The organism is Ensifer sp. B1-9 (assembly GCF_050474445.1).
Classification (GTDB): Bacteria; Pseudomonadota; Alphaproteobacteria; order Rhizobiales; family Rhizobiaceae; genus Ensifer.
Genome location: NZ_JBCHVG010000003.1, coordinates 73,282 through 91,362, shown reverse-complemented (window position 1 = coordinate 91,362; position 18,081 = coordinate 73,282). Strand labels below are relative to the sequence as shown.

The following is an 18,081-nucleotide window of genomic DNA, read 5'->3' as shown; positions in this document are numbered from 1 at the left end:
ACTGACATGAACATAACTCGCAGAAACCTGGGCGGGTTGACGCTCGGGTTATTGGGTACGGCCGCATTCGGCGTGCCGTCCTTTGCCGCCGACATGCCGAAGCCGTTCGACAAGCCGGGCGACGTGAAAATCGCGCTCGTCCGCTACCTTTCGACCGGCGACTTCTTCCAGTCCTACCTTGCCGGTGTCGAGGCCCAGGCCAAGGCGCTCGGGGTGCAGCTCCAGGTCTTCGACAGCCGCCAGGATGCCGCATTGCAGGCCGACATGGTCGACCAGGCGATCGCGCTTGGCGTGCAGGGCATCATCATCCAGCATGGGCTTACGGAATCCATGAAGGAAGCCGCGCAGCGCGCCGTTGACGCCGGCATCAAGGTTGTCGCCTTTGACGTCAACGTCGAGAACGAGAAGATCCCGCAGGTCGAACAGTCCGACCGAGACCTCGCCCGTCTTGCGCTCGAGCAGGCCGTCAAGGACAACGGCGAGAGCTTCAAGGCCGGTTACGTCTATGTTGCCGGCATCGCGCCGCTCGATCGCCGCGATGAGACGTGGAAGGAATTCAAGGCGAAGTACTCCGGCATCGAGGAAGCCGCCCAGTTCGGAACGATGGACAATCCGATTGCCAATTCGGTCGCCAATCAGGCCCGCGCGGTCATCTCGGCGAAGCCCGACATCACCGTGATGTTCGCGCCTTACGACGAATTCGCCAAGGGTGTGAAGATTGCGGTCGACGAGGCCGGGCTTTCCTCGAGCGTGAAGATCTACTCGGCCGACATCTCGACGTCCGATATCGCAGCCATGCGTGAATCTGGTTCGGCCTGGACCGCGACTGCTGCCACGAATCCGGCCGTCGTCGGTCAGGTATCGGTTCGTTCGCTCGCCATGCTTCTCGCCGGCGAAGATCCTGGCCGCCAGGTCATCGTGCCGCCGACGCTGATCACCCAGAAGGACCTGAATGATCAGGACATCAAGAACATGGAGGAACTCGGCGTGAAGCTGCCCCAGTTCGCCCATGCAGAGGTTGCCATGCCGGCGTGGATGCCGAAGCCCTGATTTTGCGAACGGCGGAATGAGGAAGGGGCGGCGAGTGTGCCGCCCTTTTTGTTATGGAACACCTTCGACGGGGCCCTCCATCAGCACAACGGGAAAGGGCACATTCTCCGGTATCGGGATCATCACGATTGCTAGCCGCTTCAGCCCCATACCGGCGTGGAAGGATTCGACGTTGAAGCTGGCAAAGCCTGGAAACGCGATATGCCCTGCGCCGACGCCGCGCGACAGCACTTCTTGAAGATCAGGCGGCCGACACCCTGCCGCGCGCACCGGGGTCGATGGCGAAATGGCTTAGATGCGCCAGCCCCTCGCTTATCCGCCCGGAGTCCGGCTCACCAAACGTCCAGCCACCGCAGCCGCGCACGTCGCCCGCCTGTTCCACCAAGTAGAGTGCTTTCGAGGTCAGCAGGTCGAGTTTCGCCTTTGTCGTCAGAAGCAACGCCACGATCAAACCGACCTTTTCATAGGCCGTTGCCATCACGGTGGGGTCGGATCGGCCAAGGCGAGTTTTCGGCTGGGAAGCATCCCCTGCGATGGTCTGTCTGATCTTCATTTTCCGCCCGTTCGGGTTGCCCTTGCCGGTCGGCGAGGGGTCGGAGCACATTTACATGCACTCCGATCCCAAGACCAAGGCGCTCAGCGCATCGCTGCCGCGATATTGCCACCGTCCACGGTCGTCACGTCCGCAGTGGTGCGCTCCGCGAGGGCGTGGTGTACGAAGGCGCGAGCCACATCCTCCGCCGTTACTTCGAGGCCGAGCAGGTTGCCGCCCATGTAATCCTTGACGGAGAGGCCGCGAGCCGCTGCTCGGTTGGCGATCATTTCGTCGTTGAGCAGGCCCGAGCGGATGCGATCGGCATTGACTGCATTGACGCGAATATGGTCGGCGCCGTGTTCGAGCGCATATTGCCGCGACAGGAACAGCGTGGCCGCCTTCGGCAATCCGTAGGCGCCGAACTTTGCGCCCGGATTGACCGCCTGCTTGGAAGCGTTGAAGAGCAGCACGCCGCCGGTCTTTTGGGCCTTCATGATACGCACGGCATTCTGCGCTACCGATTGGTGGGCGAAGAAGTTCAATTCGAAGCTGCGGCGCAGCAGGGCATCATCCATCGTGGCAATCGGGCTTTCCCAGGCAGCACCAGCGTTGGAGGCGACGATGTCGACGCCGCCAAAGGTCGCAACCACCTTGTCGAAAGCGCCGCGAACGGATGCAGGATCGGTGATGTCGCAGGCGATGCCGATCGAATTGTTGCCGGCGGATTTCGCGACCGCGGCCGCTTTCTCTCCATCGAGATCGAGCACGACTGCATGGGCGCCTTCCGCAACGAAGGCCTTGACGATTGCCGCGCCAATGGCACCGGCACCGCCGGTGACGAGCGCGACCTGGCCGGTAAACGGCTTCGGCTTGGCGCCGGCGAGCTTCGCTTGTTCCAGCGACCAGTATTCGAGGTCAAAAAGATCCGGACGGCTCACCGGTTCGAACCGTCCGACGCTCTCGGCGTCGCGCGCCGCCTCGATCCACATCTCGCCGACATCGACCGCAATCGTCGCATCCTTGTAGGTCCGGCCATGGCCGAACATGCCGAGCCCCGGCACCAGCGTCAGCCGCGGCATCGGATCGAGCATGATGCGCTTGACGCCGTCGCGGGCGTCGTTGCTGCGGAAATACTCGGTGTAGTCAGCGGCAAAGGCGGCGACGCGCTCGTCGATCACGGCTCGGTAGCTGGAGAGATCGTCCTTGGCCGTCGCCGGAAGCACCATCGGACCCGTCTTGATACGGATGGAAAGGTCGGGCGTTGAAACGCCCCTGGCGGCCATCTCCTGAACCTGCGCCGCGTTGACGAAGTCGAGGATTTCAGGCGAGGAACGGAAGACGCTCACCATCCGCTCATAGCGGCCCTCGCCCTTGTCGACGGCAACGGCGCCGCGCAGCATCGGCGCGATGTCTATTGCACTCGGAAGGTTGGCGGGTAGGGCAGCCGGCGTGAACGGGTTGCGCCCGTTCGCCTTAACATGATCCTCGGCGACGCTGACATAGTGGATCATGCGGTCATAGGCTTCCTTGGCCGTCTCGCCGAAGGTGAAGATGCCGTGCTTGTCGAGGATCAGACCTTCGACCGTCGGGTCCCGATCGAACATTTCGGCCGCCGCCTTGGCGAGCGCAAAGCCCGGCATGATGTAGGGCACGAAGCCCATCTTCTTGCCGAAGAGCTCGCCGCACATCTCGCGGCTTTTCGCCTGGTCAGCGATGGCGAGGATGGCGGTCGAATGCGTGTGGTCGACAAACTTGTGCGGCAGGAAGGCATGCAGCAGCGCTTCCACCGACGGATTTGGAGAGGCGGGATCGATGAGATTGGCGCGCAACAGCGTTACCATGTCTTCGTCAGAGAGCTTTTCGAGCTTGCGGCTCTTGAGCAAGGGGGGGATCTTGACGGCAGGCAATCCTGCCGGCTCGATCGTGCCCATGTCCCAGCCGCTGCCCTTGACGCAGAGAACAGTGTGCGTGTCGCCGACGAGGTCGATAATTTCGGTCTTAACCGAAGTGTTGCCGCCGCCGTGCAGAACGAGGCGTGGCTCGCCGCCAAGCAGGCGCGTCGTATAGGTACGCAGCGCCAGATCGCGGTTGATACCCTTCGCCAGGTAGCCCGCAACGACCTTTTCCGCCTCGTCGTCACGCCAGAGATTTTCCATATATTCAGCCTCCCGATAAACCGGCCAGCCGGTATCGGCGGACCCAAACACGAAGCTCAGGCCTTGCCTGAGCCGCTCTTGCCAAGCCCTTCGCGGCTCCAGCGATCCAGGACACGCCGCGCCATCGACTCCGTGACGACGAGGTGCGAAGCAAATCCGCCCTTCAGAGCCGCCATCAACGGTTCAAACTTGCTGTCCTCCTGCACCACCAGCATGCGCTTCTTGATTGCGCGAATGGAATCGAGGTCGGCCGAGATGCAGCGGCGATTATGCTCGCAGTCCATCCATTGACCGTCGCGATCGATGAGCTGCCCGGCGATCACGCCGGCCGCACCCTTTTCGCCCATCGCATGCATGTCTGCTGAAGAAAGCGCACCGCACTTGACGAGATGGCTGTCATCCTCAATGCCACCGACGGAATAGAGTGCGAGCCCACAGTCGGAGATAGTGCCAAGCTGCTCCTTGATGACAGGTTCGCCGCGAAGCTCCTGCGCAAGCCGCTCTGACGAAAGAACGAGCGGCGCATAGAAGTTTATGCCTTCCGCGTTGAGGCGGCGGGCAATTTCAGTGGTGCATTGGTCGGGACGGTAGGAATAGGGTGCGCCGAGGTTGCCGCAGAGCTGTACCACCGTGACGCCGCGCAAATCGGCAAAGGGCATGACGTCGGCGATGTTGTAGACGGTACGGCCCCAGGCAACGCCAACACGGTCGCCCTTGTTGATGAGTTCGAGGAAGATTGAAGCCGCGACAACCGGCATCTCGGCGGCCGGATCGATGACCTTGTCCTCAGGCACGAGCCAGGCGCTCGTGAGGCCTATTGCATCCTCGACCTCGCGTGCAAGAACATCGTGAGAAAAGAGTTCCGTCGAGGTCGCGATCGTAACCATACCCATCTCACGGGCCTTGCGCAGATAGAGCGTGACGGATGCGCGGGAAATATCGAGCCTATCGGCCACTTCGTCCTGGCGCAGTCCATGCGCATAATAGAGCCATGCGGCCCTGTGGATGAGCTGATCGGTGGCACGGGGTGGCATGAGTGGTCTCTCACAAGGTTATTTTGACATAATTCATCAATGATGACAAAAGTCAACATGATAGTGCTTTAGGCCCCAGAGCCAGTGCCAGATCACCTCTTCCCGTCAGGATCGATGACAATTAGCATTTCGGCTTCGAGAACATTCGCCGGGTCAGATTCCGGAACGGTTGCCTTCGCACGGCCGGTATCTCCATCTTGAAAACGACCGTGGCTGCGGATCAACGTCTTCTGGCAGAAAAACCGAAACGCCTTCAAACAAGCCCGTCTTCCACGCATGCACGCCATCTTCGAAGAAGACTGCGCAGCGGGCGACAATCCGCAAGACCTTCCCAAGCCTCGCCCTGACAGGCGTGGAGCACCCCGAGCTCAACTCGGGCGCCTCCATCGTTGTTGTACGCGGCGCGTAACGGTATGGGACCAGAGAAAAGCCGTCAAAGAAGTCTCAAGCGCGCGTATGAGCCCGCGTGAGCCTTATCAGGCTAGTTGATCGTCGCGATCCATTGGCCTGAGGCTGACTTGGCAAATGCAATAACCCGATTTATGTCCAGCTGCGCGCAGGATTCCGGGAGCTTGCCACACGACCATCGCGTTCGGTCCCAAAGGTCAAACTCGAGGTTGAGATGCAGCTGAAATTCCGGGTACCGCAGGGGATTTCACTCTGGGGCCGGCTTTTCTAGGAAGGCAAGTTTCTGGTGGCTTTGGGACTCGCGCTACGCTTGGTATGGCGACACAACGGCCACGATTGTAACCTACGCTGCGTGGGCCTTCCGACTCATTACTAGGTCCGACGCTGAAATTCCGTTCAGATCAAAGGCAGCAACGCGGACTCTCCATCCGCTTGAGACCACTGGAAGCCGGCAACATGCCGCTCAGTCCGGACTTTTCCTATCCTTCGCCTTGACGGATACGGATACGAACCGGCGACACGTAGATTGACACTATCGTCGCTGGGCCCAGGGATTAATCACCCTCAACCCGACAGCCTCAAACGGGCTTGTGTCGCGGGTTGCGACCGCCAAGTCGTTCCCTGCTGCTGTTGCTGCTATGTAGCCATCGGACGTGCCGATCGCCCTTCCAGGCAGTCGAGCGCGCACCATCAGTTCCGAGTACAACTGCGAACTTGCTAGATTGAAGGACAGGATGCGCCCGGAAAAAAGCGGCAGCACTTCACCCTCAAGACGACTGCGAAGGATTGTTTGTCGCTTCCCCAAAGGCATAGCGGCAATCCCGAAGCGAAGTTCAGCAACTGTGATTGCGGAAAGGAACAGCGTCTCGATGGCTTGGGCATCTAGCCAGGCGACCACTTGCTCATCGGGAGCCGGTTTCCACGGCTCGGAAATTACGTTGGTGTCAAGCAAGATCATTCGAAGGTGATCGGTTCAGCCGGGGTCTGATCACGATTTTTCTGCAGCGCTTCGACGTCGACATTGGAAAGCTCAGCGTCGCGGCCAATAGCCACTAGTAATGAGCCCAGCTTCAAGCGTTCAGATGGGCGAACAGCGGCTTCGATGATGTGACGGATCTCAGCTTCGGTGCTACGGCCATGATGGGCGGCTCGCACCCGCAGAGCACGATGTGTTTCGTCAGAAAGATTGCGAATGGTGACCGCTGGCATTGATATCACCTATGCCAAAATGATGACTTTGATATCAAAGTACGCATGATGATGGAAGATTTCAAGGGAGTTGAAGTCCGACGAAGACGAACTAACGCCTTGAGTAGACTTGAACCAGATACCCCGAATTGCACAAAGAGAGATCAGTAACCGCCAACGATCGGCAGGATCTCGCCGGTGATGTAGCTCGACATCTGTGAAGAGGCGAGAAAGACGTAGGCCGGAGCAATTTCCTCTGGCTGCGCGGCACGCTTCATCGGCGTATCCGAACCGAACTTCTCCACATCTTCCGCCTCCTTGTCCGATGGATTGAGAGGCGTCCAGACCGGGCCGGGCGCGACGGCGTTCACGCGAATACCTTTGGACACGAGCTGTCCCGAAAGAGCACGGGTGAATGCATGAATGCCGCCCTTTGTCATGGAGTAGTCGAGAAGCTCCTTCGACCCGGTGAGACCCGTGACCGATCCTGTGTTGATGATTGCCGAGCCGTTCTTCAAATGTGGAATCGCGGCTTTTGCCATGTAGAAGTAGCCGTAGAGGTTCGTTTTCAGCGTTTCGTCAAAGTGATCGTCGGTAAGGTCCTCGATGCCGTGCGTGTGAACCTGAAACGCGGCGTTGTTTACGAGGATATCGAGGCGGCCGAGCTGCATCACGGTCTTTTCCACTGCCTTGCGGCAGAAGCTTGCATCCTTAACGTCGCCTCTGATCACAAGGCACTTGCGTCCCTCCTTCTCGACAGCAGCCTTGGTGTCCTCTGCGTCCTGGCGTTCCTCGAGATGCACGATTGCGACATCCGCCCCTTCACGAGCAAAAAGGACCGCTACCGAGCGACCAATGCCGGAGTCGCCCCCCGTGATCAGTGCCACCTTGTCTTTCAGCTTGCCTGAGCCCTTGTAAAACGGGGCATCATACATGGGCGCGACAGGAAGATCGGCCTCTGAGCCTGGCTTGTCCTGATGCACCTTTGGAAACGGCGGCTCCGGATAACGGCGAGCACCCGCCTGCATGGCTCCGGAGGTCTTCGGCTTTTGCTTCTTGTCGGCCTCTTCCACCTGCTTCTGGATTTCGCGCTGCTTGTGACCGGTTTCGGACTTCATTGGAACCTCCTTTGATGGAACAGGTAAAACGTTGGGCGGGCAAAAAGGTTTGGACGAGGTTTGCTCGATCGCATGCTCGACGTCCTCGCTTAAGTTTGCGAACGGCAGCGTTGTGTCCGCATTTCGGACGTCAGGGCATGCGGGAAAACTCTCAAGAGCCTTGGCGGGGGCCGCGACGGCGACAGACGTTTAACCGGATCACAGAAGAACGACCGTGGCAAAACTCTTTCATCCGCTTCGCCTGGCATCGGTGCTGGCGTTGGCGGCCATGCCAGTCGACGTTACCTTCGCCCAGACACAGGCGTCCGCGGAACAGGCGCCGACGGATGAAATGGCCGCAGACCTTGATACCTACGCTGCCGACGAGGACCCACCGATCTTCGATGATCCCGCCAAGGCGGTAGACGAATTCAAGGCGAAGCTCGCCGCCAATGAGTCAAGGCGGAGCAGCTGAGGGCCGGTGAAGAGCCGATGGATACCTTCGCGCTCATTTCTGCTGTCTCTTGACCATCCACTTGCCAACAAAGGATTTACCGCCGAGTCGGCGAGAGTCGTAACGACGCGAAATCCGGCTCGGTAGCGCTACATAGTTGATGATCGCACCTGCCGTCGCGGCCCGGATCCCGCCGAGGCCTATTGGACGCTTCCCCGATCTCCGTGGCTCTGGAGACAGCTCTGAAGCAGGCCCTCTCGTTGTCGATGAGCATGCGTGCCCCGGCGCGGAGCCTTCCTGCCAACTCGCGCCGCGTTCCTATGCCTCATTGTAGTCAAGCCAAGTCGGAGCTCGGCGTGTCTGCTGGAGTGCTTCGAACAAGAGCACGACCTACCGAATGTCTTTGGCACGCTCAGCTGTGCTCTGGCCATCGGTGTGGCGACGCGACGATAATCTTATGGATGACGTAGCGCTCCAGGGCTGGGACTGTCACAGGAACACCGGACTTGCGGAGCAGGATCGTTCGACTGGGGTAACTGATCAGGAAATCGGGGATGCGCAGCCGATCCGCACCTGCACCGCCCAGGGCAGGCATCCTTGCGTGCTGGTCAATAAAGTCGTCACTGCCTCTGTTCGAAGTAAGAAACTCCACCCGATAGCCGGAGCTGCTGACAAGGCGCACGAAGCCACAGCTCCCGATCGGCCGGAAATCAGATAGACCGATCGCAACAGGTCGCCGATCGGCGGCAGGTGACGTATGAAGCCTTCTCTGCGTGGGTTCTACGGAGCCTTTCCACTCCAACGACATCCACGAAATCGTCCAACGTTAAGGACGAGCGAGCAGCACGGTCATGCCGGGCTCAAGGTCGTTCGTGGGCATATCCGCCTCCAAGCGAACGCGGAAACTGTTGAGGTCGTGATCTGCGACGGCACGCGCCGCTCGCCATGTCGCGAATTCGCCCAACGGCCGAAGTTCCGTCACATGTGCGGGAATAGACAGCCCGTTCGGCGTCGAAAGCGTTACGGAGGTGCCGACCGTCATGCCTTGGAGATCGTCCTCGCGCACCGTGAACGCGAACCACGACCGGTCATCGACATCCATCGTTACGACAGGTTTGCCCGGCCCGATGATCTCTCCAATTTCGGCGACGCGGATGTTGATCGTGCCATCGGCTGGCGCAACGAGCCGCGTCTTGTCGAGCTTCGCTTGAATACTCGCCACCGTCGCCTCGGCAAGTGCAACCCTGGCATCCGCGAGCGCCCGCTCTTCAACAGTAGGGCCCGCATTCGCCGCTTCCGCCTGAGCGCGCTTTAGCTCTAAATCTGCCTCACCCTTGGCGAGTGAGGCAGCGGCTTCGTCGGCCTTTTGTCGACTTGCGAAGTTGCTTGCCGCAAGCGCCGTTGCCCGATCGTTCTCCTGTCGTGCAAGGACAAGGTTTGCCTCGGCCGTGCGCACGGCCTCCACTGCAATATCAACCTGTTCGCGCCTGACGCCGGAATAGATCCGGTCGCGCTCTGCCTTCGCGCTCGCGGCCGCCGCCCTCGCCTCTCCGACAATCGCCGACAGATCTGGATTGTCCAACACCGCAATTATGTCGCCTTTGCGCACCTTCTGTCCGGGTTTTACAGCAACGCTGGCGAGGCGGCCGGATGTCTCGGGAGCGATGCGAATTTCCGTTCGTCTGACCATCCCGGCGATAACCTCCCTGCCCGCCCCCGCGGCAAACGACGCGGCAAATGCCGAGAGGGTCAATGCGGTCACGGCAACGATCGGTAGGCACATGGATCTAGCGTTCATTGACGCCCCTCCGTGAAGTGACAAACCGTGCAGAAATCATGGCCAGGGTGGCATAGATGAACGCCAGCATCCAGAGCCGCGCCCAGTCCTTGAAAACATCGCCGAAGGAGGCCCCCATCTGGTTTGCCCGAACCAGCGCATCGATCCCGGACGTGCTTGGAAGGGCGTAGCTCGCGGCCCGCAGTGCCGGCGGGATCGCCTCCGGTGGCCAGGCGACGCCCACAAGGAAGAACAGCGGCAGGCTGATCGCTATGAACAGCAAGACGGCGGTCTCTCGGCGCTTGAACCAGCTACCCGCAAACTGACCCAGGAAGCTGACCGAGAGAATAAAGGGAACAGCGAGCACGAAGAGCTCCAGCACCCGATCAGTGGCGGAAAATCCATAGACTCTCGGCAGGACGACGAGGAAGAACGCGTAGGCAGGCAACGCCAGCAGAAGATGCGCAAGCGCCTGGCCGAGAACTGACTTTATTGCACTGCGGCTTCGCCGTGCCTCATGCCCGCCGCGTTCGAACGCAACCCCGCCAATCGTCGCCGTCCCCATTAGCAAGGTCTGCTGCAGGATCAAGACGAAGGCAGCCGGCACGATGTAGCTGCCATAGCCGCCCGTCGGATTGAACAGCGGCTGGTTGAGAATCTCGACCGGCGAACTGACGGACAATGCTGCCCGATAACGGCTTCCTTCGGCGCGCGCGCTTTGCGTGGCGAGGTCGGAGCGAACCGAACCGACAGATTCCTGAATGCCCTGAAGCGTCCGGCTGTAAAGCAGGAAATATGTGGAATCGACAAAGGCCGGCAACCGCGCCGCGGCCCCCTTCATCACCTCGCGCTCGGTGCCGGCAGGAATATTCAGGATACCGAACACCTGCCGTCGGGCGAGTGCCATCTGCGCTTCGGCAAGGGTCGTTGGGCGGGCTGCAACTTCGAGCGCTTCGTGTCCATCCAGGGCCTGGACGATCGTGAGGCTGACGTCCGAGTGGTCGTCGTCGACGACAGCGATCGGAATGTTCCGGATGAGTTGCCCGACATAGGGCTGGGGATAGAACACACCGTAGATGATCGGACCGAGAACGATGAGGCCGAAAGCTCCGCGGTCGCGCAGGACGCGGCCATATTCGTCCGCGAGCGAGCGAGCGACGCTGATCCTACCTGATCGCCGTGGTTCGGCCGCCTCTTCCACGGTGGGGACAGGTTTATTCGCGATCGCGCGCAACCGAAGCCATGCGAACAGGAAATAGAGCGCTGCGAGAGCGCCAAGTGCCATGAACGGCATAATCGAATCCTGCTCAGGTATGCCGCGGGCCGCCTGGTCGAACAGGACCTGAATGTACCAGCGCAGCGGCAGCAACATCCCCCAGCTTTGGGCGAAGGTACTCATCGCCAGGACCGGGAAGCCGACTCCGGCATAACCGAAGGCGGGAGAGCAGAAGATGCCGGTCAGGCTGAGGCCGGCGGCGAGGTTTCTGACGAGCAGTTGAAAGAGGGCGCCGACCGAGAGATAGGCAATGATGAGAAGGCATGCGGCCGCCGCGACCAGGATCGGATTGCCGCGGAACGGGATTTCGTAGAGGCCGTGAATGATGCCGAGCACCACGGCCATCATCAGCAGAAATATCGCCAGATAAGGCAGCAGCTTGCCGACGAGAGCGGTGAGGCTGCTGCCTCCGGCCGCGGCAAGCCATTCGTTCATGCTGCGCGATCCGAATTCCGATCCGACTGCATATCCGCCCGCGATCGCGACCACGACATGAAGCACTGTCGGCAATATGGCGCGAAGCAGAAACTGCGCGTAGTTCAGGGCCGGATTGGTCAGGACATATTGCTCGACGACGAGCGGGCCCGGCCTGAAGGCCGGACTTGCCGGGCCGCGTGGCAGGTCAGCGATCGCCGCCGAAACCGCCGACTGCAGGGAGGTCGCGGCCACGTTCCCGGGTGTGAAATACTGCTTGTTATAGAACAACACGATCTGCGGCCGCCGCCCGGCCAGGATGTCACGCTCGAGATCCTTGGGAATATAGACGGCAGCAATCGCCTCACCCGATCGCACCGCGTGCATGGCGCCGCTAAGATCAAAGGACCGCCTGTCGACGTTGACCCCGGGGGCGGCGCTGACTGCCTGCACAACGGTCATCGAGGTTCTCGACCGATCCTGATCGACGACGTCGACGTGAAGATTGCGGATGACCGCATTCCCAAAAGTTGCGGCAAGCAGAGAGAAAGCCAGAAGCGGAATGCCCACCACCAGAAGCAGAGCGACCTTGTCCCGCCAGATCCACCGGACTTCCCGGGCGGCAACCGCGACGAGCCCGCGGGGCTGAGCGGCCGTCGTCACCGTGCGTCCGCCCAGTCGGCATAGGCGCTCATGCCTGGCCTCAATGTGGCAATCTTTTCGACCGGATAGGCCCGAACTTCAAAGGTTCTGAGGTCGAAATCACCGGTCGCCCGAGTTGCCCGCCAGCCCGCATATTCACCGCGCGTCGCAATCGTGCGGACCTCGACTTCCACGGGGCTGTCACCGAGCGCTGGAATTTTTACCTGGAAATGGTCACCCACCTTCAGGCCTTTCACGAGGTCCTCTCGCAGGTCGAAGCGCAGCCAGATATCGGAAAGATCGACGAGCGATAGCAAAGGCACGCCAGGCGAGACATACTCCCCCGGTTCGGTGGCAATCTGGTAAACCTGCCCGGCGATAGGCGCGGTCACTGTCAATTCCGCGATCTGTGCTTTCAAGGTCGCGACTGCGGCCTCCGCCTTCGCCACGGCCGCCTTCGCGACACCGCGCTCCTCTGGGGTGTAACCGGCCACGGCCTCGTCGTAGGCGAGTTTCGCCTGCTCGTTCGACCGTTTGGCGACATCGAGATTTGCCGTTGCCTGGTCGAGGTTCTGGACCGACGCGTGTTCGCCCTTCGTCAACTGCAGAGTGCGATCATAGGTCTGCTGCGCCAGCGTCAGGTTCGCCTCGCTGGCCGCGACCGCTGCCTTGCGTTCCGCCACCACCTCTGCCCTTGTACCGACTTCGATCCGATTGAGGTCCTCCACCGAGACGGCGCGAGCGGCCTCGGCCTCCTGGAGCTTCATCAGCAGCTCGGGATTGCTGATCGAGGTAAGCGTCTGTCCAGCCTTGACATCTTCGCCGCGTGACACCGGTCGCTCACCGATGCGCCCGTCCACACGGGCGGCGATATCGATGCGGGTGGCGTCCGCCTCTCCCTGCACCAAGAGCGGCTGCGGCTGGACGAGGTACCAGAGCGACAATCCGACGATCGCCAGCGTGGACACCGTGACGATGAGCGCGGCGGCGATCGGCGGCTTCCCGCGCAGGCCGGACTCGGCCGCGTCGGAAGGAACATTTTCTGGATTGTCGGGCCCACCAAGCTGGACGTTCGGGTCCACCCCCTTGTTTCGTTCCGTCGTCTTTTCCGTCGCGCTCGTCGCGCCATCGGAACTGCGGTCAGTTTCTGAAATACCGTTGCCTGCGCTGCGTGACGTATCTACCACTGCACCGTCTCCAATTCGGCTTACCCGCAGCTCCAAGCACGGCACCGCCCTGCTTCGTCCGCTCTGGGCCCGCGTCTTGAACAAACTGGCCGCCGGGACCTTCGCCCGAGGAGCAAATGGTGCCCGCGTGATGTCGGAGACGTCAACAGGAAAAACCGGTCAAGCGCCGATGATATGCTTGCACGGCAGAAATGGAGAGCGATGGTTTTCGCCGCGTCGGACTCACCGGAATCGCTTTCCTGAACTCAAGGCCATCCCGTCACCGATCAGGAAGGCGGTTGCGGGCTCGCATGGGCGCATATCCAGCTAAACACCCCAAACCACGGCCTGTTCTTCGATGGATAGGTGCTGAAGCTGGAAAGCGGAGACGACGTGTTCGCAAAACAGCGAATATTTAGAATATTTTATCTATGTAATTTATAGATTATTCGGTTCCATAGACCTGCCGATCTAACGATGAACCTCCCAGCGCCCGCGGCGCGCGCGCCGAGGGCGAATGCGAACTGCTGACATTTATCCAGATTAACCAGGAGATTTCCATGAGCAATCGAGTTCTCGTCAATCAGATCATTCCAGACTCCGATGTCGAGCTGCTGACCGGCCGTGTGGGAGCCGAGATCAAGGGTATCCGCCTCGATGGGGACCTCTCGGACGCAACCGTGGCAGCCATCAATCAGCTTCTCCTGAAACACAAGGTGATCTTCTTCCGCGATCAGGGACATCTTGACGACTCCGAACAGGAATCGTTCGCACGCCGCCTGGGAGACCTGGTGCCTCATCCAACTCAGGGGCCGGTGGCAGGCACGGCTTCCATCCTCAGTCTCGATTCCAGCCGCGGCGGCGGCAGGGCGGATCAATGGCATACCGACGTCACCTTCGTGGATGCCTATCCTAAATTCTCGGTCCTTCGCGGCGTCGTCATCCCGGCAGCAGGCGGCGATACGATCTGGTCCAACACCCATGCCGCCTACGAAAGCCTACCGGCGCCTCTCAAGTTGTTGGCTGACAGCTTGTGGGCCATTCACAGCAATGCCTATGACTACGCAGCCGTGCGCCCTCGCGCCACCGCTGAAGAGAAGAAGCATTTCGAGGAAGTTTTCACGTCGACCGTCTATGAGACCGAGCATCCAGTCGTACGAGTCCATCCCGAGACCGGCGAAAGATCGCTGCTGCTCGGTAATTTCGTCCAGCGCCTGGTCGGCTTGTCGAAGAGCGACTCCGCCAAACTCTACGAGGTGTTCCAATCCTACGTCACCGCCCCGGAAAATACCGTGCGCTGGCGCTGGAAAGCCGGTGATGTCGCGATCTGGGACAACCGCGCGACCCAGCATTATGCCGTCAACGACTACGGCGACCAGCACCGGGTCGTGCGCCGCGCCACCGTTGACGGCGATGTCCCCGTCGGTGTCGACGGCCGCCGCAGCGTAACGCACGTCAAGGCCGCGAAACCGGCGGCGAAAGCAGCCTGAGCGCATCGGACAAGGAAAAGATTATGATATCGTCGCAGCGCTTGCCGTCCTCACGCTGTTCGACAGCCTGCCGGACAAGGCGCTGCTGCGCCAAAGCAGTCTCTCTCGTTCCAAGACGTTGACTCGGATGAGGCGGCGGCGGAATCCGCAGTACAACATTCCGGAATGTCATCCGGCGGGTGGCGTTCAAACGAAAGCTCGATCTTCCTCGAACGTCCCTTTTGAACATCAATCCGACTTGGTTAGAGCAGGTCGTTCGCTGCGGTTTCGGCGAAAAAGCATCGGCGTTTGATCGTCGCGCAGAGCGCGGTTTTCTGCGGTCGCAGTTCACGATAATTCGCCCGATGGCACGTCCTCTTCCTCACCTGCCATGCCAACGATGCGGGCGACCGGGTAACCTAAATCATCGACCATTCAACCAGGCCAGTCGGCCCGAAGCTGGGAAAAAGGTCAACTCTCGAAACGAACAGAGAACGCCTACATTCCGATCAACGCCAGTGGGCCAGCTCCTTCATCGTTTTATTGTGGCACTTGAGGTGATGCTTCATCAGCCTGATATCATGGAGGTAATCCTGCTTCGGCCAAAACTCGTAATCCGGATCGATATTGGTTGCGGGTAAAGCACTCGAACAGATTGATGCCGTCCCAGGTGTGTCGACTGGCCCCGAACCGATCCGGTGCGTGCGGTATCCCGCGCGGGGCAACGCCATGAGCGACCCCGCCCTATCTTACGTCAAGCCGCTCAAGCATCTTTCGAAGCAGGATGTTCTCTTGCCGAAGCCGATGTGCCAGCAATCCCTTCAGCCGGCGGTTCTCCTCCTCGAGCGCGACAAGGTCGTCGGGAGAGGCTTCGGCTTCGGTAGCAGCCTTGGTCGCCACTCGACCTTTTCGAAGAATGTTGCGGGTGCTGCGACGGCGCTTCGGCGCTGTCGCCAACGCCATCTTCGGGCTGTCCGTTTCCAGCGGCGAGATGGAAGCTTCTTCGACCCCGGCGACCGTTTCTGTCAGGTCAGCGGATTCTGCAAATTGTGTGGTGTCGCCCGCGCTGGTACTGTCATTTGCGCGGATCTCTATCTCTACACTTTGCGCCGGAGAAAGCTCGTTCGGCCCCTCAGCCGGTTCGAACAGATGTGGAGCCTCGGTCTCAGCCTTACGCACGAGTGCCTTAAGATCCGTATCGCCCCAGATGGAGGCTGGCCTGATCGTCGAGCGCCGGCGAGCCGATTTAACTTCGACGATGAATTTTCGCTGCTGTGGTTTCATAGGTATCCAATAGTCAGGAGCGCGAAACTGCTCACTATGCGTCGTACCGCTCCAGAATTTGCTTGAGTTGCGCGTTCTGCAAAAGCAATTTTTCTGCCAGTTGGCGTCTCAATTGCCTGATTTGCGCATCCAGTCCAGCAACCTCATCGAAGAATGTCATCGGCGGCTGCGCAACGATGGAGCTTTCGACTCCATATTCGACGGCGTAGGTCACCGCAACATTCTTGACATTCGTTTTCCCGCTGCGCCTACGCCTTTTCGCCGGCAATGGTTGGGCTGGATGTGCGCGTTCCGGAAGCACCGCGTGATCGTCGGTAGTTGACCGATCGACCGTCGCAACGGCGGCGCTTTCACTGCCGGAAACTTCGCCGATAGCGGTCTGCGTGGTTGTGGCATCGAGATTGCTAACCGCATCGTTCGAAGCACCCATTGTGGGCTCTGCACCGTTGCTGGTGGGAACGGACAGTGCTGCAGTGAGACCTGGCGGCGCGTCCGGTTTCGCGGCCTCGGCTTTCCGCGAGCTGTCGGGCTCCTTCGTTCGGCCGAGAAACGCCAGTTGCATCAAATATTTCCATGGCGATTTCATAGTGCGCCGTCACCCCGAGCCCGCACCAGCATCCATTACCACAGTCCGTAGGCACATCGAGCAAGAATGCGATGATGAGGGCCGATCGCACAAGCCGATCAGCCCTTCACCAAATGATCAAGCAAGACCAAGCCGCTTGCGCAGATCAGCGTTCTCTGCCCGCAGCTTTTCAGCCAGAGCCTTGCGAAGCCGCGCATTCTCTTCTTCAAGCTGAAGAAGATCCGCGATGTCGTCGAGGATCGGAGCTGGAGCCGGGGTTTCTATGGTCTGTTTTGCCACACGGGTTTTTCGGGTGCCCTTGGCGACATTTTTTGCCTTGCCCCTCGAACCGGCCTGCGTCTTTGCTGAGACCGTCGCATCTGCCGGCTTGTCTGCGCGCTTCCTGCGTCCCCCCACGGGCTGAGCAGCAGCTGCCTCCGGTGTTTCAGCCGATGCTTCCGAGACTATATTCTTCGGCCGCGGCCCCCGGCGCTTCTTGGGCGGCGCTATCTCTGTGGGCGGAGTCGCTTCCAAAGCGTCTGTATTGTCCTGCGTATTGTTCTCGTCTGCCATAAGTTGTTTTTCCTCTCCAATTGTTGGCCTTTTTCCAATGGGCGGAGAACAGAGTCAATATTCGTGCGTAGCACCCACATCGAGACATCGGCGATCCAGGCCGGTGTTGCGTGAGGCTGTCTCATGAACGACCCCGAGTTCTTGGCTCGTCTCCGGCATCGGAATCGCGCATGGCTTGTCGGGCGCGGCCGCGGGCCCTTTGGCAGCCCCCGTGAATCGGGCGCCAGCGGTCCATGGTGAAACTCGTCGCCACGCCCGTGCGGCAGCGGGAATCTGGCGTCGCGATCGCCGACGCTCGCAAGCTCTGCGGATAGATCAGTCAGCCGAGGGGCTACCAGGTGGACCACCTCTCCCTCCCTCCGGATCCGGCCATAGATTCCGAGCATACCGGCGCCCAGCACGACGCGGCGGTACTTCTCGACGGTCTTTGCCCAGACGACGAGATTGGCGATCCCGGTGTCGTCCTCGATGGTGATGAACATGACGCCCTTGGCCGAGCCTGGCCGCTGGCGAACGAGCACGAGGCCGACGGCCTCCAGCCATCTTCCGTCGCGCGCCTGCATCGCATCGCGGCAGGTGACGATTCGGCGCTTCGTCAGATCGGCACGCGGGAACGAGAGCGGATGACTGCGCAGCGTCAAGCCGACATGTCCGTAGTCCTCGACGACCTCGCCCCCTGATGTCATGGGCCTCAGCGCGATCGATGGTTCGTTGGACTCGGCCACACTCCGACCCTCGCGCTCCGACGCGGCGGCAAACAGCGGCAGAGGTTCGTCGCGAAGCGCCTTGATCGCCCAGAGCGCCTCGCGCCGAGCAAGGTTCAGCGAAGGCCTGAAGGCATCGGCTTCGCCAAATGGCAGGACCTGTCGCCCGCGGCCGCTTTTGCCTTCAAGACGCTGATGCGCTCACGAAGTTCAGAGACGACTGTGTTGTCGACTGGACGGGCCATTTTGCAAGGAACAGCTCCTTGGGGCTATGCATTAGTGCTTCCAA

At 60.5% G+C, this 18,081-nt stretch carries 16 protein-coding genes and 1 pseudogene; 3 read left to right on the top strand and 14 right to left on the bottom strand.

The features are described 5' to 3' along the window. Positions 1-6 precede the first annotated feature (6 nt). Positions 7-1,050, top strand: a complete 1,044-nt coding sequence (locus tag ACQ5BM_RS06180) for a substrate-binding domain-containing protein (protein WP_429809190.1) — start codon at positions 7-9, stop codon at positions 1,048-1,050. A gap of 241 nt (positions 1,051-1,291) precedes the next feature. Here ACQ5BM_RS06180 and ACQ5BM_RS06175 read toward each other — a convergent pair whose 3' ends face one another. The 6 genes from ACQ5BM_RS06175 to ACQ5BM_RS06150 form a co-directional block, all read right to left on the bottom strand. After that, entirely contained in the window at positions 1,292-1,654 is a 363-nt protein-coding gene (locus ACQ5BM_RS06175; RefSeq protein WP_429809188.1) for a hypothetical protein, read from the bottom strand. 32 nt (positions 1,655-1,686) lie between these two features. Continuing rightward, complete coding sequence (locus tag ACQ5BM_RS06170; protein WP_429809186.1) at positions 1,687-3,741, bottom strand: bifunctional aldolase/short-chain dehydrogenase; 2,055 nt, start codon at positions 3,739-3,741, stop codon at positions 1,687-1,689. 56 nt (positions 3,742-3,797) lie between these two features. Beyond that, complete coding sequence (locus tag ACQ5BM_RS06165; protein ID WP_429809184.1) at positions 3,798-4,775, bottom strand: sugar-binding transcriptional regulator; 978 nt, start codon at positions 4,773-4,775, stop codon at positions 3,798-3,800. Positions 4,776-5,715: 940 nt separating this feature from the next. Continuing rightward, positions 5,716-6,141: a type II toxin-antitoxin system VapC family toxin gene (locus ACQ5BM_RS06160; protein WP_429809182.1), complete on the bottom strand. Its 426-nt coding sequence runs from the start codon at positions 6,139-6,141 to the stop codon at positions 5,716-5,718. Next, a complete protein-coding gene (locus ACQ5BM_RS06155) occupies positions 6,138-6,392 on the bottom strand; it encodes a FitA-like ribbon-helix-helix domain-containing protein (RefSeq protein ID WP_429809180.1) in 255 nt (84 codons plus the stop codon). The genes ACQ5BM_RS06160 and ACQ5BM_RS06155 overlap by 4 nt, the downstream gene beginning before the upstream one ends. 143 nt (positions 6,393-6,535) lie before the next feature. Beyond that, positions 6,536-7,489, bottom strand: a complete 954-nt coding sequence (locus tag ACQ5BM_RS06150; protein WP_429809177.1) for an SDR family oxidoreductase — start codon at positions 7,487-7,489, stop codon at positions 6,536-6,538. 214 nt (positions 7,490-7,703) lie between these two features. On the opposite strand from ACQ5BM_RS06150, the gene ACQ5BM_RS06145 reads away from it, so the two are divergent. Next, entirely contained in the window at positions 7,704-7,943 is a 240-nt protein-coding gene (locus tag ACQ5BM_RS06145; RefSeq protein WP_429809175.1) for a hypothetical protein, read from the top strand. A 391-nt stretch (positions 7,944-8,334) separates the two neighbouring features. Here ACQ5BM_RS06145 and ACQ5BM_RS06140 read toward each other — a convergent pair whose 3' ends face one another. The 4 genes from ACQ5BM_RS06140 to ACQ5BM_RS06125 are packed head-to-tail and all read right to left on the bottom strand — an operon-like array spanning position 8,335 to position 13,218. After that, the gene (locus ACQ5BM_RS06140; protein ID WP_429809172.1) at positions 8,335-8,730 is read right to left on the bottom strand and encodes a GSU2403 family nucleotidyltransferase fold protein; all 396 of its coding nucleotides are present in this window, start codon (positions 8,728-8,730) and stop codon (positions 8,335-8,337) included. Positions 8,731-8,748: 18 nt separating this feature from the next. After that, complete coding sequence (locus ACQ5BM_RS06135) at positions 8,749-9,720, bottom strand: HlyD family secretion protein (RefSeq protein ID WP_429809170.1); 972 nt, start codon at positions 9,718-9,720, stop codon at positions 8,749-8,751. Continuing rightward, complete coding sequence (locus tag ACQ5BM_RS06130) at positions 9,710-12,052, bottom strand: ABC transporter permease (protein WP_429809167.1); 2,343 nt, start codon at positions 12,050-12,052, stop codon at positions 9,710-9,712. The genes ACQ5BM_RS06135 and ACQ5BM_RS06130 overlap by 11 nt, the downstream gene beginning before the upstream one ends. Next, positions 12,049-13,218 (bottom strand): HlyD family secretion protein, encoded by a 1,170-nt coding sequence (locus tag ACQ5BM_RS06125; protein ID WP_429809164.1) that lies wholly within the window; start codon positions 13,216-13,218, stop codon positions 12,049-12,051. The genes ACQ5BM_RS06130 and ACQ5BM_RS06125 overlap by 4 nt, the downstream gene beginning before the upstream one ends. 539 nt (positions 13,219-13,757) lie before the next feature. On the opposite strand from ACQ5BM_RS06125, the gene ACQ5BM_RS06120 reads away from it, so the two are divergent. Then, positions 13,758-14,687, top strand: a complete 930-nt coding sequence (locus tag ACQ5BM_RS06120) for a TauD/TfdA dioxygenase family protein (protein WP_429809161.1) — start codon at positions 13,758-13,760, stop codon at positions 14,685-14,687. A gap of 723 nt (positions 14,688-15,410) precedes the next feature. Here the strand turns inward: ACQ5BM_RS06120 and ACQ5BM_RS06115 are convergent. The 4 genes and pseudogenes from ACQ5BM_RS06115 to ACQ5BM_RS06100 form a co-directional block, all read right to left on the bottom strand. Continuing rightward, complete coding sequence (locus tag ACQ5BM_RS06115) at positions 15,411-15,950, bottom strand: hypothetical protein (RefSeq protein ID WP_429809158.1); 540 nt, start codon at positions 15,948-15,950, stop codon at positions 15,411-15,413. Between the two features lie 34 nt (positions 15,951-15,984). Then, entirely contained in the window at positions 15,985-16,512 is a 528-nt protein-coding gene (locus ACQ5BM_RS06110; protein ID WP_429809155.1) for a hypothetical protein, read from the bottom strand. A 141-nt stretch (positions 16,513-16,653) separates the two neighbouring features. Next, entirely contained in the window at positions 16,654-17,088 is a 435-nt protein-coding gene (locus ACQ5BM_RS06105; protein ID WP_429809152.1) for a SyrB-like regulator, read from the bottom strand. Positions 17,089-17,273: 185 nt separating this feature from the next. Then, positions 17,274-17,936 (bottom strand): annotated as a pseudogene (locus tag ACQ5BM_RS06100) (OB-fold nucleic acid binding domain-containing protein); the annotation flags it as partial. Positions 17,937-18,081: the final 145 nt, after the last annotated feature.